The sequence below is a fragment of the Vreelandella indica genome (assembly GCF_037070225.1).
Lineage (GTDB): Bacteria > Pseudomonadota > Gammaproteobacteria > Pseudomonadales > Halomonadaceae > Vreelandella > Vreelandella arctica.
In genome coordinates this window covers 85,479-105,267 of sequence record NZ_JBANSO010000014.1, presented here as the reverse complement: position 1 = coordinate 105,267, position 19,789 = coordinate 85,479, and the positions used below count along the sequence as shown (strand labels likewise).

16 protein-coding genes are annotated in these 19,789 nt (G+C 56.3%); 13 read left to right on the top strand and 3 right to left on the bottom strand.

Going from position 1 to position 19,789, the window contains the following annotated elements:
- The first annotated feature begins 28 nt into the window (after nt 1-28).
- The 3 genes from lpdA (at nt 29) to sucD (ending at nt 3,687) form a co-directional block, all read left to right on the top strand.
- Complete coding sequence (gene lpdA, locus V8L71_RS11575) at nt 29-1,468, top strand: dihydrolipoyl dehydrogenase (RefSeq protein WP_336274197.1); 1,440 nt, start codon at nt 29-31, stop codon at nt 1,466-1,468.
- 180 nt (nt 1,469-1,648) lie between these two features.
- Nucleotides 1,649-2,815, top strand: coding sequence for an ADP-forming succinate--CoA ligase subunit beta (sucC, locus tag V8L71_RS11570; RefSeq protein ID WP_008958560.1), 1,167 nt, complete (start codon nt 1,649-1,651; stop codon nt 2,813-2,815).
- Nucleotides 2,815-3,687, top strand: coding sequence for a succinate--CoA ligase subunit alpha (gene sucD, locus V8L71_RS11565; RefSeq protein ID WP_064233850.1), 873 nt, complete (start codon nt 2,815-2,817; stop codon nt 3,685-3,687). The genes sucC and sucD overlap by 1 nt, the downstream gene beginning before the upstream one ends.
- An 82-nt stretch (nt 3,688-3,769) precedes the next feature.
- Here sucD and gpgF read toward each other — a convergent pair whose 3' ends face one another.
- On the bottom strand, nt 3,770-4,795 hold the full coding sequence (gene gpgF / locus V8L71_RS11560) for a glucosaminyl phosphatidylglycerol flippase (protein WP_336274196.1): 1,026 nt from the start codon (nt 4,793-4,795) through the stop codon (nt 3,770-3,772).
- Nucleotides 4,773-5,891 (bottom strand): N-acetylglucosaminyl phosphatidylglycerol synthase, encoded by a 1,119-nt coding sequence (gene gpgS, locus V8L71_RS11555; RefSeq protein ID WP_336274195.1) that lies wholly within the window; start codon nt 5,889-5,891, stop codon nt 4,773-4,775. The genes gpgF and gpgS overlap by 23 nt, the downstream gene beginning before the upstream one ends.
- A gap of 315 nt (nt 5,892-6,206) precedes the next feature.
- On the opposite strand from gpgS, the gene V8L71_RS11550 reads away from it, so the two are divergent.
- The 3 genes from V8L71_RS11550 to V8L71_RS11540 all read left to right on the top strand — a co-directional run bounded on the left by V8L71_RS11550 (nt 6,207) and on the right by V8L71_RS11540 (nt 9,708).
- Complete coding sequence (locus tag V8L71_RS11550) at nt 6,207-6,623, top strand: CopG family transcriptional regulator (protein ID WP_336274194.1); 417 nt, start codon at nt 6,207-6,209, stop codon at nt 6,621-6,623.
- Nucleotides 6,624-6,682: 59 nt separating this feature from the next.
- Nucleotides 6,683-7,900 (top strand): extracellular catalytic domain type 1 short-chain-length polyhydroxyalkanoate depolymerase, encoded by a 1,218-nt coding sequence (locus tag V8L71_RS11545; RefSeq protein ID WP_336274193.1) that lies wholly within the window; start codon nt 6,683-6,685, stop codon nt 7,898-7,900.
- 182 nt (nt 7,901-8,082) lie between these two features.
- Nucleotides 8,083-9,708 carry a methyl-accepting chemotaxis protein gene (locus V8L71_RS11540; protein ID WP_336274192.1) on the top strand — a complete coding sequence of 542 codons (1,626 nt, stop codon included), beginning with the start codon at nt 8,083-8,085 and terminating at the stop codon, nt 9,706-9,708.
- A 130-nt stretch (nt 9,709-9,838) separates the two neighbouring features.
- Here the strand turns inward: V8L71_RS11540 and V8L71_RS11535 are convergent, their stop codons facing one another.
- Nucleotides 9,839-11,779, bottom strand: a complete 1,941-nt coding sequence (locus V8L71_RS11535) for an exoribonuclease II (protein ID WP_336274191.1) — start codon at nt 11,777-11,779, stop codon at nt 9,839-9,841.
- Between the two features lie 173 nt (nt 11,780-11,952).
- Here V8L71_RS11535 and V8L71_RS11530 point away from each other — a divergent pair, with 173 nt between their 5' ends.
- The 7 genes from V8L71_RS11530 to V8L71_RS11500 all read left to right on the top strand — a co-directional run bounded on the left by V8L71_RS11530 (nt 11,953) and on the right by V8L71_RS11500 (nt 19,708).
- Nucleotides 11,953-12,750 carry an HAD family hydrolase gene (locus V8L71_RS11530; RefSeq protein ID WP_101146073.1) on the top strand — a complete coding sequence of 266 codons (798 nt, stop codon included), beginning with the start codon at nt 11,953-11,955 and terminating at the stop codon, nt 12,748-12,750.
- 118 nt (nt 12,751-12,868) lie between these two features.
- A complete protein-coding gene (locus V8L71_RS11525; protein WP_336274190.1) occupies nt 12,869-13,594 on the top strand; it encodes a response regulator in 726 nt (241 codons plus the stop codon).
- Nucleotides 13,591-15,102 (top strand): ATP-binding protein, encoded by a 1,512-nt coding sequence (locus V8L71_RS11520; RefSeq protein ID WP_336274189.1) that lies wholly within the window; start codon nt 13,591-13,593, stop codon nt 15,100-15,102. The genes V8L71_RS11525 and V8L71_RS11520 overlap by 4 nt, the downstream gene beginning before the upstream one ends.
- A gap of 111 nt (nt 15,103-15,213) precedes the next feature.
- Entirely contained in the window at nt 15,214-16,473 is a 1,260-nt protein-coding gene (locus V8L71_RS11515; protein ID WP_336274188.1) for an ABC transporter substrate-binding protein, read from the top strand.
- A gap of 134 nt (nt 16,474-16,607) precedes the next feature.
- The gene (locus V8L71_RS11510) at nt 16,608-17,534 is read left to right on the top strand and encodes a carbohydrate ABC transporter permease (RefSeq protein ID WP_101146077.1); all 927 of its coding nucleotides are present in this window, start codon (nt 16,608-16,610) and stop codon (nt 17,532-17,534) included.
- Entirely contained in the window at nt 17,527-18,405 is an 879-nt protein-coding gene (locus V8L71_RS11505; RefSeq protein ID WP_335597456.1) for a carbohydrate ABC transporter permease, read from the top strand. The genes V8L71_RS11510 and V8L71_RS11505 overlap by 8 nt, the downstream gene beginning before the upstream one ends.
- Nucleotides 18,406-18,586: 181 nt before the next feature.
- Nucleotides 18,587-19,708 carry an ABC transporter ATP-binding protein gene (locus V8L71_RS11500; RefSeq protein WP_101146079.1) on the top strand — a complete coding sequence of 374 codons (1,122 nt, stop codon included), beginning with the start codon at nt 18,587-18,589 and terminating at the stop codon, nt 19,706-19,708.
- Nucleotides 19,709-19,789: the final 81 nt, after the last annotated feature.

Below are 19,789 nucleotides of genomic sequence, written 5' to 3'. Positions count from 1 at the left end.
GGGAGGCAAGCAAGCTAAAGGAGCCAACATGGCTGATAAGTTTGATGTGATCGTTATCGGTGCCGGCCCTGGTGGTTACGTTGCCGCCATTCGTGCCGCACAGATGGGCCTGAAAGCGGCCTGTGTTGAAAAATGGGTTGGTAAAGAAGGCAATGTTGTTCACGGCGGCACCTGCTTGAACGTAGGCTGCATCCCGTCTAAAGCATTGCTTGAAGCGTCGCACAAGTTCGTCGAAGCCAAGCACGATTTCGATGACATGGGTATTCAGGCTGGCGACGTTTCGATGGACGTTACCAAAATGATGGCGCGCAAGGACAAGATCGTTAAGAACTTGACCGGCGGCATCTCTGGCTTGTTCAAAGCCAACGGCGTAACGGCGATCGAAGGTACCGGTAAAGTGGTTTCCGGTAAGCAGGTTGAAGTCACTGATACCGATGGCAAGACCACCACTTACGATGCCGATAATATTGTTATCGCAGCGGGTTCAGTGCCGGTAGAAATTCCGCCGACGCCGCTGACCGAAGGTCTGATTGTTGATTCAACCGGCGCGCTTGAGTTCACTGAAACACCCAAGCGTTTGGGTGTGATTGGTGCCGGTATCATCGGGCTTGAGCTGGGCAGTGTATGGAACCGTTTGGGCTCAGAAGTCACCGTGCTTGAAGCCATGGACTCTTTCCTGCCGATGGTGGATGCCACCGTTGCCAAAGAGACTCAGAAGCTGCTTAAGAAGCAGGGTCTGGATATCAAACTGGGCGCTCGCGTGACCGGTTCTGAGGTCAAAGGCGACGAAGTCGTTGTGAAGTACAGCGATGGCAACGGCGAACAAGAGATGACGTTTGATAAACTCATCGTTTGTGTCGGCCGTCGTCCGTACACCAAAAGCGTAATTGCCGACGGTGTTAGCGTTGAGCTGGATGAGCGTGGCTTTATCTTTGTTGACGACCAGTGCCGTACCAACGTCCCGGGCGTTTACGCCATTGGTGACTGTGTACGCGGCCCAATGCTGGCGCACAAAGCCTCTGAAGAGGGCATTATGGTGGCGGATATCATCGCTGGCCATAAAGCCGAGATGAACTACGACACCATTCCTAGCGTTATCTACACCTACCCAGAAGTTGCATGGGTAGGTATGACTGAGCAAGACGCCAAAGCGAAAGGTATCGAAGTCAAAACCGGTACCTTCCCGTTCGCGGCAAGCGGCCGCGCGATGGCTAACAATGCCACCGAAGGCAGCGCCAAAATTATCGCCGATGCGGAAACTGACCGTATTCTCGGTATGCACATCGTGGGTCAACACGCTGGCGAGATGATCGCCCAGGGCGTGATTGCCATGGAATTCGGCTCTAGCGCCGAAGACCTGGCTCTGACCTGCTACGCGCACCCGACCATGTCGGAAGCTGTTCACGAAGCAGCGCTTGCGGTGGAAGGCCACGCAATTCATATGGCCAATCGCAAGAAGCGTAAGTAATTCAGTAAGCAACAACGAAGCGCCACCTTATTATGGGTGGCGCAAACTTTCGGCTTTGTCTTAATCCGCAAAGATCGAAAGAACGGGGATGACCAGTTCTTTTAAGACCGTTCTTGTAAGACTGCTCTTAAAAGAAAACTGATCATCGTTCGAGTCACATGCAACCAATGGCATGAATCGATGAATCTTCACGAGTATCAAGGTAAACAGCTGTTTGCCGATTATGGTCTACCAGTGTCTAAAGGCTTTGCAGTCGACACTCCCGAAGAAGCGGAAGAGGCTTGCAAAAAAATCGGTGGTGACATGTGGGTGGTTAAAGCCCAGGTGCACGCCGGTGGCCGTGGTAAAGCGGGTGGCGTTAAGCTGATCAAAGATCCTGCTGAAGCCAAAGCCTTTGCTGAAAAGTGGCTGGGCAAGAACTTGGTCACCTTCCAGACTGACGAAAAAGGTCAGCCGGTTGCCAAGATTTTGGTTGAAACCTGCACTGACATCGCCGACGAGCTCTATCTCGGTGCCGTTGTCGACCGTACTACCCGTCGTGTGGTCTTCATGGCCTCTACCGAAGGTGGTGTAGAGATCGAGACGGTTGCAGAAGAGACGCCGGAAAAGATTCTCAAAGCTGAAATCGATCCGCTGGTCGGCGCACAGCCTTACCAAGCGCGTGAGCTAGCCTTTGCGCTGGGCCTGAAAGGCGACCAGATCAAGCAGTTCACCAAGATTTTCTTAGGCCTGTCTCAGTTGTTCCACGACAAAGACCTGGCCCTGTTGGAAATTAACCCGCTGGTCGTCACTGAAGAAGGCAATCTGCACTGCCTCGACGCCAAACTGGGTCTGGATAGCAACGCGCTATACCGCCACCCTGACCTGCAGGCTATGCGTGATCCTTCGCAAGAAGATCAGCGTGAAGCCGATGCGGCGAAGTGGGAACTTAACTACGTAGCGCTTGATGGCAATATCGGCTGCATGGTTAACGGCGCAGGTTTGGCCATGGGTACCATGGACATCGTCAACCTGAGCGGCGGCAAGCCCGCTAACTTCTTGGACGTTGGCGGCGGCGCCACCAAGGAGCGCGTGGCAGAAGCGTTCAAAATCATCCTGTCGGATGACAATGTTAAAGCCGTACTGGTTAACATTTTCGGCGGTATCGTACGTTGCGACATGATTGCTGAAGGCATTATCGGTGCCGTTGAGCAAGTGGGCGTCAATGTACCGGTTGTCGTACGTCTGGAAGGTAACAACGCCGAACTGGGTGCTGAAAAACTAGCATCTAGCGGTTTGAACATCATCGCGGCTACTAGTCTGACCGACGCGGCTCAGCAGGTCGTTAAAGCGGCGGAGGGCAAGTAATGAGCATCCTGATCGATAAGAACACCAAGGTCATCTGCCAGGGCTTTACCGGTGGCCAGGGCACGTTCCACTCCGAGCAGGCGATTGCCTATGGCACGAAAATGGTCGGTGGTGTTACACCGGGCAAAGGCGGCCAAGAGCACCTAGGTCTGCCCGTTTTCAACACCGTGAAAGAAGCGGTAGCGAAAACCGGCGCGGAAGCCAGCGTTATCTACGTACCGGCGCCGTTCTGTAAAGACTCAATCCTTGAAGCGGCCAACGCCGGTATCAAGCTGATTGTGTGCATCACTGAAGGCATCGCTACGCTAGACATGCTCGAAGCGAAAGTGAAGTGCGACGAGCTGGGCGTACGCCTGATCGGTCCAAACTGCCCCGGTGTTATCACCCCAGGCGAATGCAAAATCGGCATCATGCCGGGTCACATTCACCAGCCGGGCCGCGTAGGTATCGTATCTCGTTCTGGTACCTTGACCTATGAAGCCGTTAAGCAGACCACTGATCACGGTTTTGGTCAGTCTACCTGTGTTGGTATCGGCGGCGACCCGATTCCGGGTTCTAACTTCATCGACATCCTTGAGATGTTCGAGAAAGACCCGAAAACCGAAGCCATCGTGATGATCGGTGAAATCGGCGGTACGGCTGAAGAAGAAGCCGCGGCTTACATCAAAGCCAACGTTTCCAAGCCAGTGGTTTCCTACATTGCCGGTGTGACTGCACCTCCTGGCAAGCGTATGGGCCACGCGGGCGCAATCATCTCTGGCGGTAAAGGCACCGCTGACGAGAAGTTTGCTGCGCTAGAAGACGCCGGTGTTAAAACCGTACGCTCTTTGGCTGAAATCGGTGATGCGCTGAAAGAAGTGACTGGCTGGTAAGCCATGAACGTTTAGCTGCACGCTATAAGGGCGCCCCTCGGGGGCGCCCTTATTTATTTCTGTGTGCTATTAAATAATACTGTTATGGTGCCGGTGAGCGACGCAGCATGCGATAGCTATACAGCACAAACAGCGGTGCGCCTGCCGCCAAATAAAGATGGTAGCTGACCAACCGCCACACCAATACCGCTGCGGCGGCCTGTTCGCGCTCCATTAGCGGCAGCAACAGACCACCCACGCCCACCTCGGCAGCGCCCGCGCCGCCAGGCAGAAAGCTCAACTGACTCGCGGCCATCGCCAGCATTTGAGTCAGGAAGGTCCACATCCAATCTGCGTGGCCGCCTACTCCTAGTACCGCCAAATAAAGCAAGCTGTAGCGCATCAACCAATGGGCGGTGGTCAACAGCATCATCGCGAGAAGCGTCGTGCGCGGCAGCTCTAGCGTCACCTTGAGTGCATGCCGACAACGCAATAGGCGCCGTGCGATCCAGCGCCGCCGATATTGGCTTGGCCATGGCGTGTTCACGCCGGGTGAGCGCAGTAGTCTTGGCAGATAGCGCATGACCACACTCACCAGTGTCGCCATGAACGCTAACCCCACCAGCGCCCACTGTACGAGCGATTGGTGTGGCCACTGGGCGTCGCTGAACACCGAAAAGAGCACCAGGCCGCTCAACATGGCCAAGAAGAACAGTAAGTCACAGCCTTGATCAATCAGAAACACTGCCGCGCCTTTGGCCGGTGGAAAGCCGCGCCGTGCAAGCAGCAACAACAGGGTCGCTGGGCCACCGCTGCCGCCTGGGGTGGCACACAACGCAAACTTAGACGCCAATTCAATCCCTAGCGCGCCGCGCTGGCCGAGCCTGCCGGCACGGCCGCCCAGCATCAGTCGAAGCCTTGCTGCATTTAGGTTCCAGCACAGAAAGGCCATCACCAGCATCAGTAGCAGCAACCCAAGCGGAAAGTGTTTGACGCGCTGAAGCGCCTCGGCTCCACCCAGCCAGGCGGTGAGCACCAGTGGCGCAATCAGCGCCAAGGCAATCATCACGCCGTGGATAGGCCGCCACTTCAGTAGCTGGCGACGGCTAGTGGTGTTGGTGGAGTGCATAGGGTTGGCTGCCGTGGCAAAGCTGCTGATAGTGCTCAAGCAGAGAGTGCATAACGCCATCCCAGTTGAAATGGCGCTCGACATGGCGGCGCGCATAGCGCCCGCTAGCAGCGACATCATTACTAAACAGCGCTACACAGGCTTCAGCCATGGCAGTGGGGTCAAGCGGTTTGCATAAAATACCCGCTCCCAGTGGCACGTTTTCGGCCAGGGCCCCGGCCCTGGCTGCCACCACCGGAATGCCGCAGGCCATGGCTTCCTGGGCAATTAAGCCGAAGGTTTCGCGGGTGCCTGCGTGCAATAGTGCATCGCTACTGGCTAGTGCTGTCGCAACTTCGTGGGCGCCACAGCAGCGATCCACAATGGTGACGTTGCTGGGTACGTGATGCGGCATGCCGGGCCCCATCAGCAGCAAATGGTAATCGCAGCCTAGCTGGCGCATCGTTGAAAGCAGCACATCGATATTTTTCTCGCGTGAGTTACGTCCCACAAAGATCAGCAGCTTTTTATCGCTGGGTATGCCCATGGTCTGTCGGAACGTCGGGTCACGCTGCTGAGGATTAAATTGCGCTAAATCGACCCCCAACGGCTGCACGCGGACATTATCGACGCCCCAGTCGCACAGCCGATCTGCCATCGCGTTACAGGGCGCTAATACGCTATCGAAACGACTATAAAGGTCCGCTACATAGCGGGTTAAGCGCTTCTCAACGTAGCGCCCTAAGCGATCACCCATCAAACGTGGCAGATCAGAGTGATAGAAGCCCACCACCGGCACGCCGAGTCGCTGCCCCGCGGCTAACGCCGCCCATGCCGTTACGTACGGGTCGCCAGCCTCGATGAGGTCAGGCTTTAGATCAACCAGGGCATCCCGCCAGGGGGAGGAGCGTAATGGAAAACGATAGCCCTGGCCTAAAGGCAAGTGTAGCGCTGGTAAGGTGTGGTGATCGCCCAAACTATCGCGCTCCGCCCCCGGCACCAGCAGGCTGGTGCGCAGTTGGGGGATACGCGAAAAAACACGGTGTTTGGCCTGTAAATAGGTACGCACACCGCCGCTGGCGGGTGCATGGAACATCGTCACATCGGCAATGTGCAAGCTAACCTCCAACCATAAAGATTGTCATCGTTTCACCATAAAGGAGAAATAAGTCAGTTCAGCGACAGTTGAGCCGAGGCTCTTCTTTCCTGTTAATCCCTTTCAACGCCTCCTTCCTTCGCTTCTATTCCGGCCACCTCCTTGGGATTTATGTGCCGTTCTCTTTTGCTTATTAGTTGACTCTTAGCAGAGTTGGACTAATATACCATCCATATAGATGGTATATGGAATCCATCTGGATGTCTTTAAGGTCTGTCTAGATGTTTTAAGACTCAGCTAAAAGTCCCTGATACTAAGCACAGCGAGGAACGACACATGAGCGTGCATGAAATGCGCCGCAAGGGCGGTGATTCCAGTGAGAAAATCACTATCAACCTGGGGGTGGTCGACCTGGGGCAGATTGATCTGTTGGTTCAGGAAGGTTTTTACTCCAACCGGACCGATCTGATTCGCACCGCTATCCGTAACCAGTTGTTGACCCATGCCGAGGTCGTTAAGGAAACCGTGACCCGTAAGGCGTTTGTATTGGGTCTTGAGCATTACAGCCGTACGGATCTTGAGGCCCTGCAGGCAGCCGGGGAGAAACTCCAGATCCAGGTGCTGGGCATGGCCAGCATTGCCGACGACGTAACGCCTGAGCTTGCCCTCGCCACCATTGAATCCGTCGTGGTCCTGGGAGCCTTGAACGCCAGTAAAGCGGTTAAGGCTGCTCTGGCAGATCGCATCCACTGAAGAGCTCAGGCTCACTCAATAAACACTGACTAAGTAATCATTGAATAAGGATATTGAAAATGATCGATGCCACGATGACGAAGCGAATGGAAGAAGCGACGCGGCTAACCCGTGCGGGAAAACTGCAAGAGGCGATGGCTATTCTCCAGGGCAGCGCACCTGAATCGAGCGGCGCTGAAATGCCGAATACCTCTTACCAGGAAGGCAATATCTTCGACGGGACCTGCGAGGTCATTGACGAAGAAGCCACTGAATCTAAGCCAGAGCCTACTAAGTCGCCAGCCGGCGCATTCACGCCCGGCGATATTAAGGTGCCTGCTGCGTGGCGCGACAAGTGGATGAAGTTTCGTGCTGGCATGGCGCAACCCGAGCAAGCAACGCCTGAGCATGCACGGAGCGAGGAACCACAGCCCGGGGCGTTTACTGCCGGTCGGTTTACCAACCACGTGGGCTCGCGTGATTACAAACTGTACATCCCTAGCGGTTATACCGGTCAGGCGTTGCCGCTGGTAGTGATGCTGCATGGCTGCACACAGAACCCTGATGACTTCGCTGCCGGAACCGAGATGAACCGGCTGGCCGAAGAGCAGCTGTGTTGCGTGCTCTATCCGGCTCAGCCGATGACCGCCAATAGCTCGAAATGCTGGAACTGGTTTAAAGCCGAAGACCAGCAGCGGGAGGGCGGTGAACCCGCGATTATTGCTGGTATGACGCGCCAGATCATTGAGACCCATGGCCTTGATGGTTCCCGCGTCTATGTCGCAGGCCTGTCGGCAGGTGCCGCCATGGCGACCACTCTGGCGATGACCTACCCGGATCTGTTTGCGGCGGTGGGCGTGCACTCCGGACTACCCCACGGCGTGGCCCAAAGTCTTCCCGACGCCTTGGGCGCAATGCAGGGTGGCACGGGGCCTCTTGGCGGTGGTAAAGCGAAAGGGGCCGGTTGGGCATCGGAAGTGCCCGCGATTATCTTTCATGGCGATCGTGACACTACCGTGCACCCCAGCAATGCGGATCGGGTGGCCGCCCAGTACAGCACATCACGCCAAGCGGGGGCGAAGGTAGTGCAGGGAAAGGTGGCTAATGGCCATGCCTATACGCTTACCACACACCACAATGCGAAGGGCGAACCACACATGGAGCAGTGGCGCATTCATGGAGCTGGCCACGCCTGGTCAGGGGGTAGCACCCAAGGCAGCTATACCGACCCGAAAGGCCCCGATGCTACCAAGGAAATGCTGCGTTTCTTCTTTCAGCATCAGCAGGCTGGCTCTTAGATCTAAAAATCAGGAGCAGAAGCTATATTCGGTCTATAAGTAATCCTAGCGCTGTATGAGAGTCGTCCTGGAAATTAGCACAAGCTAGTTAAATATATATTAGTGATATTTGTATATATAGAACTAAAGTTTAAGGTCTTTATGCCGACAATTATTCTTCTCTTTCTAATTAGGAAGTTTCCATGCTTTCACGGTTCAAGATCGGTACACGGCTCGCACTGGCTTTTGGCCTGGTATCGCTATTTCTTTTGGGCACTTTAATAGCGGGAGTTATGGGTATCACCTTTACCAAGGATACTGCCCAAAAAACCTTGGACACGGATGTCGCGCTAGCAAGCAATGCAGCGGAAATTCAGCGCCTTTCGCTGCAAGCGCGACGCTTTGAAAAAGATATCTTTATCAACATCAACAGTCCCGAGCGGGTAGCGAACTATCAGCAGCGTTGGGTGGCGACCATCGAGAAAATTCAGGCTGCCTTCCAAGCGGGAAGCCAAATTGCCGATAAAGATAGCCTCAATGTGTTGTACCAGCAGGCAGAAAGCGCCCTCCAGGGGTATGAAGAAGGGTTTATGACGGTCTATCGTCAAATTGAACAGAGCGCTATTACCGAAACCTCTCAAGCCAATCTAGCTTTCGGTGAGCATAAAGATAGTATCTACCAGCTTGAGGAATTGGCTGATGAAATTAGCCTAGTGGCTGACGCGGGAGTAAAGGTTGCTAATGAGGCAATAGATGCCGAGTATCGTTTAGCTATTTGGCAGCTTTGTATCTTCGCGGGGGCGGCGTTATTGATGGCGCTGGCGCTGGCCATTGCTATTACGAGCAGCATCGTACTGCCTTTGCGGCGGGCCGTTGAGGTTGCCCAGCGCGTAGCGGAAGGAGATCTGCGACACGATATCGTAGCAACAGGGCGTGATGAAACGGCTCAATTATTAACCTCCATGGCCGAAATGAGTAAAGCGCTCACTACCTTGGTCGCCTCACTACGTGACTCAAGCGAAAATGTCTTGCATGGCGCCAATGAGATTGCCCAAGGCGGCCAGGAACTCGCCTCTCGTACTGAGCAGCAAGCAGCTGCCTTGCAGGAAACGGCTTCAAGTATGGAAGAAATGACGGCAACGGTTCGCCAGAACAGCGATGCAACCAAAGAGGCTGATACGCTGGCCCATGCTTCATCACAGCAGATGCACAATGGCGGTGAAGAAGTGACACGCAGCGTGGAGTTGATGCGTGAAGTGACGGCGGCCTCACTCAGTATGAACAAGATCGTCGAAGCCATCGATGCGATTGCCTTTCAAACCAATATTCTGGCCCTGAACGCCTCCGTGGAAGCGGCGCGTGCTGGTGAGAAAGGCCGTGGGTTTGCGGTAGTGGCTACCGAAGTTCGTTCGCTGGCAAGCCGCAGTGCCGCGTCAGCCAGCGAAATTCGCGGCATGCTGGATGATACACGCAACAAAATAAAGCTGTGTTCTGATCAAGCGGAGCGAGGAGCAACGACTATAGGAGAAACGGAAACGATGATCCAACGTCTTGCCCTGCTGATGGCTGAGGTGTCCTCTGCTACGCGTGAGCAAAGTAGTGGTATCGAGCAGATTAATACAGCGATCACTGAAATGGACTCAACGACTCAGCAAAATAGTGTGCTGGTCCAACAGTCGACGACAGCAGCATTTTCTCTGGAGGAACAGGCTGGGCGGCTTCGCGAGCTAGTAGCGGCGTTTCAAATTGACGATGCGAAGCTGAACAAACTATCAGCACGCACGCCTGCCATGGCTTTACCTTCGAGAGCCACACAGGCAGCGTTTTAATAAGCTAATGCGTTTGCGTATTCCTGTGGGAAGTAAATCTACAAGCTATTCAAAATACTGCCAGAACGATAGAAACAACAACGGCGCCCTAGGGCGCCGTTGTCGGTTATTGCGGTTGAACACGCGCGGTTTATGCAGCGGGTTTAGCTACCAGCGAGCGGGTCTCTTCGCGAGCTTCGGTCAAGATAACGCGAAGCGGGTCGCCAAGCTTGTAGCGCTCTTCGCCTTCGATCTGGATACGTCCCTCTTTATCATCAATCACCACTTTGCTGCGGTCACTGTGCATTAAAGGGGCGGGAACAAAGGCGGTCGCGCCATTTTCCAGCAGGCGAACGCGCATACCGCCACGGTTGATGGCCATGATTTCGGCCTCAAACGTAATCTGGTTCTGTGCGGCAGGCGTTAGGTAGCGCACGTAGAGCCAGTCTTTCACGTCGCGCTCGGCCATACGGTTCAGGCGGCGACGCTCCGTCAACTGCTCGGTGAGCTGCTGGGTAGCTTCGGCGGGCGCCTGTTCACCTTTCAGCACGCGCTTGATCAGGCGGTGGTTGACCATATCGCCATACTTACGAATCGGCGAGGTCCAGGTTGCGTAGGCGGCAAGACCGAGGCCAAAGTGCGGGCCGGGCTGTGCGGACATCATGGTGAAGCCCTGGAAGCGGCGCAGGCGCGCATCCAGCCAAGCGTCGTCGCGACTTTCCAGTGCACGCTTCAGCTCGGTGTAGCGGGCAAGCTCAGTCAGCGCTTCACGTTCGACCACGATTTCCTGACCTGCCAGGAATTCCTGAGCGGCCTCGGCTTTCTCGGGTTCGAAGGCACGGTGCACGTTAAAGATACCGTGGCCGATATGCTGGGCCAGGAAGTCCGCGCAGCAGGCGTTAGCCACAATCATCGACTCTTCGATCATGCGGTTGGCAATGCGGCGCTCTTCGGTGCGCACGGCCAATACGTTGCCAGCAGGATCGAGATCAAACACGTAGTCGGGGCGGTCTTTAAACACCAGCGCGTGTTCGTTGCGCCAAGCGGTACGCGCTTCGGTCAAATCACGCAGCGCGGTGAGCTGCTCGGCAATATCATCCGCCGGGGCCCAATCGCCTTGGCCTTCGATCCAGTCGGAGACATTGTCGTAAACTAGCTTGGCGTGAGATTTAACGTTAGCCGCAAAAAAGCGATACTCACCCAGGCTGCCGTCGGCATTGATATCCAGCGTGCAGGCCAGCGCGGGGCGCTCTTTATCTTCCCACAGCGAGCAGAGGTCATCCGCTAGCTGCTCTGGCAGCATAGTGACGTTCTGACCGGGCAGGTAAACGGTGAAAGCGCGGGTGCGGGCTTCTAAATCAGCCGCATGGCCCTCTTCCACATACGCGGTGGGGTCGGCAATCGCGACACTCAACTGCCAGCCGCCTTCAGCGCGAGGTGCGATGTGCAGCGCATCGTCCATATCGCGGGTCTTCTCACCATCGATGGTGAAGAAGGGTGTGGCGGTTAAGTCTTCGCGAGTCAGGCCTTCATCCATCAGCGGCCAATCGGTACCCGCATCGGGGCACTCTTGCTCCAGCGCATGGCGAGCAAGCGTGACGCGCCACGGCACTGCCGGATCATCGCTTTTAGCGACCAGCTCATCAATCTGGGCAAAGAAAGCGCGGTCATCAGCTTTTAGCGGATGACGCACCAAGCGCGCAACGACCCAATCGCCGTCAGCAATGGTGTCTTCATCAAGGCTGTTCTTAATCCGCGCCTTGATAATATTTTTAATCGACGGATGGTCGGGCACCACGGAGAGCCGGCCTTCGCGCTTCTGTACACGGGCGACAAATCGATCAAGCCCAGCTTCAATCAGCTTTTCCGGCTCAATGGATTTTTTATCACCGTTCTCGTGAATCACGCCTTCCACGCGATCACCGTGAATCACCTGCTTCATGGCGGGTGGTGGCACGAAATAGGATTCACCGTCGTCGGTTTCGAGAAAGCCGAAACCTTTGTCGGTGGCTTTGATCACCCCTTCAGCACGGGGGGTGGTTTGACGAATCTGTTGCTTGAGCTGGGCAAGCATGGCGTTATTCTGAAGCATGAGCTCAATCAGTTGGCGAGAGTTAGGGTGCCACTATACGGATTCCCGCTTGCCACGCCAATTGCCGCCGAGTGAAGTCGGCCCGGATGTTCGCTTGAGTGACGGCGCGTCAAAGGCTTACATGCGCTCAAAAGAATCGGTTAAGCTAAACGCCCATGCATATGGAGCGCGTTATGACACCCCGCCTGATTGTTTCTGACCTGGATGGAACCCTTTTAGGAAGCGACCACACCCTGCACGAAAGCACGGTTGAAGTGCTGCGGGCGCTGGTGAAGCAAGGCCACCATGTCGCGCTTGCTTCGGGGCGCCACTATCACGATATGAAGGTATTTCGCGATCAGTTGGATATACCAGCGCACTTGATCAGTACCAACGGCGCCTATGTGCACGACCCACAAGGCACCTTGCTGGCCGCTACCCATGTCGACCCTGAGCATGCACAAACGTTGATTAATCTCCCGCGTCCGCCTCAGGTGCGTTTGAACCTCTACCGTGAAAGCGGCTGGCATATTGATGCCGAAGCCCCACATCTATTATCTCTTCACGCCTCTACCGGGTTTGGTTATGAGGTCGTGCCGACTGATCAGATGGACATTAACGGCGTGGGTAAAGTGCTCTATCTAGGCGACCCGGAGGCGCTGAAACAGCTGGAAGAGCAGGCTCATGAAGCCCATGGAGATTCACTTCATATCACCTACTCGACGATTGATTCCCTGGAAATCATGGCGGGCGGCGTTAACAAAGGCGTTGCGTTAGCCTCACTGCTTGAACGCTTAGCATTAACTCCAGCCGAATGTATGGCGTTTGGTGACAACCTCAACGACACCGAAATGCTTGTGTTAGCCGGGGAAGCCCAGGTAATGGCCAACGCCCACCTTGATCTCTTTGGCCGTATAGAAGGCGCCGAGCGTATCGGCCACCATGGTGAAGCGGCTGTTGCCGAATGGTTAAAAAAGCGCTTTGAGCTTTAACTGATACTGGTAAACACTAATGCAACCTTGGTCGTAACGGTATTGCTACTGCGTACCCCCTCGACCATCATCAGGCCCCGATATAATGACAACAACGTAGGGCTGAACCCGCTGCGATATGACGACAACCCCTGCTACTTTGATTGTGGTCGACGATGACCCGGAAATTTGTGAACTGCTCGCGGACTACCTGGGGCGGCACGGTTACCGGGTATTTACGGCGGATGGTGCCCAAGCGCTGCATTCGCTGCGCGCTGAACATACCCCCGACTTGCTGATAGTCGATTTAATGCTCCCCGGTGACGACGGCTTTACCATCTGCCGCGACGTCCGAAAGCACAGCGATGTGCCGATTATCATGTTGACCGCCAGTGCCGATGAGACCGACCGTATTCTAGGCCTTGAACTGGGTGCGGATGACTACTTGGGCAAGCCGTTTAATCCCCGCGAACTGCTGGCGCGCATCAAAGCGGTGCTCCGCCGTACCCGCAGTGCTCCGCCAGCGTTGCCCGCCGGGCAGGCGCGCTGGGTCACTTTCGGCAATTGGCAACTCGACCGTATGACTCGCGAGCTGATTGACCTGGAGGGCGAGCGCGCCGCGCTGTCTGGGGCTGATTTTCAGCTATTGCAGGTGTTTTTAGAGCACCCGGCCAAGGTACTCACCCGGGATGATCTCTACGCGCTTACCCGGGGACGGGATGCACCGCCGCTTGATCGCTCCATTGATGTCCACGTTTGCCGCTTGCGCCAACGGCTGGGGGAAGACGCCCAACACTCGCAGCTGATTCGTACGGTGCGTGGCGCGGGCTACGTATTAACCGCCCAGGTCGATGCATTAACGTGAAACAAGTGGGCTGGGCCGAGACCAGGCGGCGTTTATCCAGACGAGTAGCCCGCTGGCTGCCGGCGTCGCTGCGCGGGCGCTTTGTGATCATCATGATCGCCGGAGTGCTGGTCGCCCAAGGGGCCAGCTACGCGATCTGGACTTCTCAGGTGCGCTCCAGCCACTTGGCTCAGTTGGATGAGCTGTCCACCAATATGGCGTTTAGCATCGCCTCCACCATTAAGTTTTTCCGCTCACTGCCCGTTGACTACCGCCACATCGTGCTGGATCAGCTGCGTAATATGGGCGGCACGCGTTTTTTCGTCAGCGTTAACGAGCGCAGGCTCACCATCGACGATATCGGTTCGGGCCCGGAGAAAGAGGTGGTAGTGAACAACGTGCGCTCGGTGCTCACCCAGCAGCTCAATATCGATGATGTGGTTGTCGAGTTCTCCCGCCCGGAAAACCTGCGGGTGCTGAATAATGAAGTGCTGCTCTATGATCTGCCGCCGCGCTGGGGGCAGCACAGCCTGCTGATGGAACCGCTTTCGCCGCCGATTCTGGTCGTTCAACTGGAGCTTGCCCCGGACACCTGGTTGTATGTCGCCACGCTGCTGGGCGTACCGGATATTTTCAGCGGCTATCGCTGGCTCTCCGAAGAGCGTTTGCTGGTCGGGTTACTGGTGCTGCTGAGTGTGCTGGCGCTTTCGCTATTGGGCATAACCAGCGTGACCCGGCCCCTTGCGCGACTTTCGCGGGCAGCCAATCAGTTGGGGGATGATTTGGATATGCCGCCGCTCAAAGAGAGCGGCCCCAAAGAAGTCGCTGCCACCGCCGTGGCGTTCAACCGGATGCAGCGGCGCATCCGCGAGCAGATTGAGGAGCGTGAGCGGCTCTTCTCGGCGATTTCCCATGATTTAAAAACGCCGTTAACCCGGATGCGCCTGCGCGCCGAAATGCTCGAGGATGATTACCAGCGAGAGCGCTTTTGCGCTTCATTGGATGAGCTGGATAGCCTCGTTAAAGGCGCTTTGGCCTCGGTAAAAGGCTTGGACCTGCACGAAGAGCCCGCATCGGTTGATCTTACGCACATGGTCGAAGAGCTAGCCGAAGAGCTTAGCCTGCAGGGCGGTAAGGTCACTATCGAGATTAAAAGCGGTCACCCTATTGCACCGCTGGTTGCCAAACCGCTGGCGCTTAAGCGCTGTCTGGCGAATCTGCTTGAGAATGCCGTGTTCTATGGTAAGCAGGCCGAGGTAGAACTGGTTGATCACGGTAACGTTGTCACTCTGCACATTCGCGATCACGGCCCCGGCATCCCAGAAGAGCAGTTGGGGCGGGTGTTTTCGCCCTTTGTGCGCCTGGAGCCCTCGCGCAGCCGACATACTGGCGGAAGTGGCCTGGGGCTAGGAATCGCTAGGCACATTGCCCGCGCCCACGGCGGCGATATCACCCTTTCTAACCATGCCGAGGGTGGGCTGGTGGTAACGCTCACGCTACCCCGCCAGAAAACTATTACAGGTTTGTAATAAACCGCCAATACTTTGCAGTACTCGGTAACTCCCGTTGACGCAGCCCTTGGCGTAATCTCATGGAGGTCGCATGTCCGAGAGGACAATAACAATATAAGGAGTGACTCCATGTCGACGTTTCAGAAGACGACCCTCGCGCTTGCTCTGGCAGGTGCTACGCTCGCCACCACCGCTCAAGCGAATGAAGTCGAAGTGCTGCACTGGTGGACGTCCGGCGGCGAAGCTCGCGCTGCCAACGTGCTTAAAGAATTAATGGAAGCCGAAGGCTACGGCTGGCAGGATTTTGCGGTAGCCGGTGGCGGCGGTGAAACCGCCATGACGGTGCTCAAATCCCGCGCCATGTCGGGCAACCCGCCTTCAGCAGCCCAAATCAAAGGCCCCGAGATTCAGGAGTGGGGCGAGTTGGGCCTGCTGGGTGACTTGAACAGCGTTGCCGACGCGGAAGGCTGGGATGAACTGCTGCCGGAAGTCGTGGCCGACATCATGCGTTATGACGGCCAATACGTAGCGGTGCCCGTCAACGTGCATCGGGTAAACTGGCTGTGGGCCAACCCGGACGTACTGGAAGCGGCAGGGGTAGAGATGCCCACTTCGCTGGATGAACTATTCGAGGCAGGCGAGGCGATCCGCGAAGCGGGCTTCGTACCGCTGGCTCACGGCGGTCAGGCTTGGCAGGACGCGACCGTATTTGAAAGCGTGCTGCTGGGCGGCCAAGGCAGCGAGTTTTACCAGCAGGCATTGGTAGATTTGGATCCTGAAGCCCTGGGTGGTGAACAAATGATCGATGCCCTTGAAGACTTCAAGCGTATGCGCGAACTGATGGATGAGGGTATGTCCGGTCGCGACTGGAATATTGCCACTGCGATGGTGATTGAGGGAGTGGCCGGCTTTCAACTGATGGGCGATTGGGCAAAAGGTGAGTTTACTGCCGCAGGTCTGACCGCCGGCGAAGATTATCTTTGTGCCGCGGCGCCGGGCACCGAAGATGCATTCACCTTCAACATCGATAGCCTGGCCATGTTCCGTGTGACCGACGACGAAGAGCTGGAAGCGCAACAGGCGCTTGCCCGCTTGGTACTTGAACCTACTTTCCAGGAAGCGTTTAACCTTGCCAAGGGTTCAATCCCGGCGCGGCCTGATCTGGATATGAGCGAATTCGATAGCTGTGCCCAGCAGTCATTGGCCGATTTTCAGCGGACCGCCGAAGAGGGTGGCCTAGTGCCGAGTATGGCTCACGGAATGGCCGTACGTGCGGACGTACAGGGCGCCATTTTCGATGTGGTCACTAACTACTTCAATGACGCCGATATGCCCGCTGAAGAAGCAGCAGAACGTATGGTGAGCGCCGCCGAAGCGGCCTCTTTCTAGATTTTCTAGCGCTTGCGTTCTCCAGGCGTCGCCGCAACGGCGGCGCCTATTCTGCTTAGCAAGAACACTATTTTGCTTAGTAAGAACATTATGCTGCTTGGCAAGGACACTTCTCCATGAGAGATCCCCTCCCCATGAAAAATACTTCTGCGACGCCTTTAGGGGCTGGCGCTAAGCGGTCGACGCCCTCCGGTGGTTTGCAGGCGTGGCTGCCGCGCCTGGTGCTGGCACCGTCGGTGGCCATTTCGCTGTTCTTTGTTTACGGCTTCATGCTGTGGACGTTCGTGCTCTCGCTAACCAGCTCGCGCATGCTGCCCAGCTACGACTTTGTCGGCTTTGGCCAGTATTCACGCCTGATGGCCAATGAGCGCTGGTGGGTCGCCTCGACCAACCTGATGATTTTTGGCGTGTTGTTCGTGGTGATATGCCTGGTGATTGGTTCGCTGCTGGCCATTCTGCTCGACCAGAAAATTCGACAGGAAGGCGCGCTGCGCACGATTTACCTCTACCCCATGGCGCTGTCGTTTATCGTGACCGGGGTGGTGTGGAAGTGGCTACTTAATCCGCAGTTGGGTATCCAGGCCATGGTCCAGAGTTGGGGCTTTGAATCGTTTCGTTTTGACTGGATCACTGACCCGGATATGGCGATTTATACCCTGGTGATTGCCGCCGTATGGCAGGCGTCAGGCTTTGTGATGGCGCTCTTTTTAGCCGGCCTGCGGGGCATCGACGACAGTATTGTGAAAGCAGCCCAGTTGGACGGTGCCAGCCTGCCGAGGATTTATTGGCGCGTAGTGATGCCTTGCCTGCGCCCCGTGGTGTTCAGCGCGGTGATGATACTGGCCCATATTGCCATCAAGAGTTTTGACCTGGTCGTCGCGCTCACTGGTGGCGGGCCTGGCTACGCCACCGATCTACCCGCCACCTTTATGTACGCCCACGCCTTTACCCGGGCGCAAATAGGCTTGGGCTCTGCCAGCGCCATGCTGATGTTGGGCGGCGTGCTGGCGATTTTGATTCCTTACCTCTACTCCGAATTAAGGAGCCGCAAGCATGGCTAATGTGATTCGTCGTCAGACGCCCGCTGCGCGGCTGGCCCGTGGTCTGCTTTACGGCGTGCTGATACTCGCCGCGCTGTTCTATATTCTACCGCTGGTGGTCATGCTGATGACCTCGGTGAAGCCGCTGAGTGAAATCAGCGCCGGATCGCTGCTCTCATTTCCGCAAAATCCCACTTTCGCGCCGTGGACAAAAGCCTGGGGCGAAGCCTGCACAGGGATGCGTTGCGAGGGGGTGGGCGGCTACTTCTGGAACTCCTTTGCGATTGTGATTCCAGCGGTGCTGATCTCAACCACCATTGGCGCTCTCAACGGCTACGCGCTAACTAAGTGGCGCTTCAAAGGCTCTGAATTAGTCTTCGCGCTAATGCTGTTTGGCTGTTTTATTCCCTTCCAGGTGGTGCTGTTACCCATGGCACAAACCCTCGGCTGGCTGGGTATCTCCAGCTCCCGCGCCGGTTTGATTCTGGTTCACGTGGTATTTGGCATCGCCTTCACCACGCTGTTTTTCCGCAATTTCTACGTGGGTATCCCTAACGAGCTGGTATCGGCGGCGAAGTTGGATGGCGCGGGCTTTTTCCGCATCTTCTGGCGCATTCTACTGCCGGTTTCTGCACCGATTATCGTGGTGTCGGTGATCTGGCAGTTCACCCAAATCTGGAATGACTTCCTGTTTGGCGTGGCGTTTTCAGCCCACAACACCCAGCCCGTTACCGTGGCGCTAAACAATCTGGTGAATACCTCCACCGGCGTGCGCGAGTACAACGTGGATATGGCAGCGGCCATGATTGCCGCATTGCCCACCCTGGTGGTGTACGTGCTGGCGGGAAAATACTTCGTGCGCGGGCTGACAGCCGGTTCCGTTAAAGGCTAATAACAACTAGGTGAGTGGCAAACATATCTAGAAGGTCAGAAGCAGCCCGTAGCGGGGGTCTTTCGCCAGGGATGGCGAAAGTAGCGCCCAGGGATGGGTTCACAGCGCCCCCGCGTAGGGCTGCTTCTGACCAACCCAGATGAATAGAGTTTGTCAGTCGCTTTACAATAGGATTTTCATTATGGCAGCGTTAGAAATCCACAATGTACGCAAAGAGTTCGGCAGCGAGCGGGTGCTCAAAGATGTCAGCATTTCGATCGATTCTGGCGAGTTCCTGATTCTGGTTGGCCCCTCGGGCTGCGGCAAGTCCACGCTGATGAACGCCATTGCGGGGCTAGAGCCGGTGACGTCCGGCAATATCTATATCGATGGCGAAGACGTCACCTGGCGCACCCCCGCGGATCGGGACATCGCCATGGTGTTTCAGTCCTACGCGCTTTACCCCAGCATGACCGTACGCCAGAACATCAGCTTCGGGCTGGAAATGCGCAAGGTGCCCAAACCTGAGCGGGAAGCCGCCGTGGAGCGGGTGGCCGATCTACTGCAGATCACCCATCTGCTGGATCGCAAGCCTGCACAGCTCTCTGGCGGGCAGCGTCAGCGGGTGGCAATGGGGCGAGCCCTGGCCCGGGAGCCCAAGGTCTACCTGTTTGACGAGCCGCTCTCTAATCTGGATGCCAAGCTGCGCGTGGATATGCGCACCGAGATCAAAAAGCTCCACCAGCGCCTGGGCACCACCATTGTTTACGTCACCCATGACCAGGTCGAAGCCATGACCCTGGCGGACTGCATTGCAGTGATGCGCGACGGGCATATCCTGCAGCTCGGCACGCCGGACGAGGTCTACAACAACCCGGTGGATATGTTCGTGGCGGGCTTTATGGGCTCGCCGTCGATGAACTTCATCCGCGCCACGCTGGAGGATGGCAACGGTGGCTATCAACTGCGCATTGCCACACCGGGGGAGGCGGAGTTGGTTCTGCCATGGCCGGAAGCGCGTATCGGCGCAGACATGGCTGAACGGCTTAATGAGCCGGTCATCCTGGGCCTGCGGCCGGAGCACTTCAGCGAAGAGGACGAGCGGTTAACGTCCCAAGCTGAGGGAACACTATTGAGTGCCAATGTGGCGGTGGTAGAGCCTACCGGGGCAGATATCCTGCTGCGTTTACCGCTGGGCGAGCAGGAAGTGACGGCTCGTGTTGGGCCTAAATGTGCGGTAGCCGCCGGGGAGCGCTTGTCGCTGCGTGTCGATATGGGGCGGGCGATTCTATTTGATGCCGAGACCGAGCAGCGTATTGCGTAAACGACGTGGTTCGAACCTGTTGTGAAATAGTAAGGCCCTCTGCTGTAACCAGCAGAGGGCCTTTTTTACAGTTGCCTAAAG

Coding starts and splice junctions, on each gene's coding strand:
- lpdA (WP_336274197.1), top strand. CDS start 29: ATGGCTGATAAGTTTGATGTGATCGTTATCGGTGCCGGCCCTGGTGGT.
- sucC (WP_008958560.1), top strand. CDS start 1,649: ATGAATCTTCACGAGTATCAAGGTAAACAGCTGTTTGCCGATTATGGT.
- sucD (WP_064233850.1), top strand. CDS start 2,815: ATGAGCATCCTGATCGATAAGAACACCAAGGTCATCTGCCAGGGCTTT.
- gpgF (WP_336274196.1), bottom strand. CDS start 4,795: ATGCACTCCACCAACACCACTAGCCGTCGCCAGCTACTGAAGTGGCGG.
- V8L71_RS11550 (WP_336274194.1), top strand. CDS start 6,207: ATGAGCGTGCATGAAATGCGCCGCAAGGGCGGTGATTCCAGTGAGAAA.
- V8L71_RS11545 (WP_336274193.1), top strand. CDS start 6,683: ATGATCGATGCCACGATGACGAAGCGAATGGAAGAAGCGACGCGGCTA.
- V8L71_RS11540 (WP_336274192.1), top strand. CDS start 8,083: ATGCTTTCACGGTTCAAGATCGGTACACGGCTCGCACTGGCTTTTGGC.
- V8L71_RS11535 (WP_336274191.1), bottom strand. CDS start 11,779: ATGCTTCAGAATAACGCCATGCTTGCCCAGCTCAAGCAACAGATTCGT.
- V8L71_RS11530 (WP_101146073.1), top strand. CDS start 11,953: ATGACACCCCGCCTGATTGTTTCTGACCTGGATGGAACCCTTTTAGGA.
- V8L71_RS11525 (WP_336274190.1), top strand. CDS start 12,869: ATGACGACAACCCCTGCTACTTTGATTGTGGTCGACGATGACCCGGAA.
- V8L71_RS11515 (WP_336274188.1), top strand. CDS start 15,214: ATGTCGACGTTTCAGAAGACGACCCTCGCGCTTGCTCTGGCAGGTGCT.
- V8L71_RS11510 (WP_101146077.1), top strand. CDS start 16,608: ATGAAAAATACTTCTGCGACGCCTTTAGGGGCTGGCGCTAAGCGGTCG.
- V8L71_RS11505 (WP_335597456.1), top strand. CDS start 17,527: ATGGCTAATGTGATTCGTCGTCAGACGCCCGCTGCGCGGCTGGCCCGT.
- V8L71_RS11500 (WP_101146079.1), top strand. CDS start 18,587: ATGGCAGCGTTAGAAATCCACAATGTACGCAAAGAGTTCGGCAGCGAG.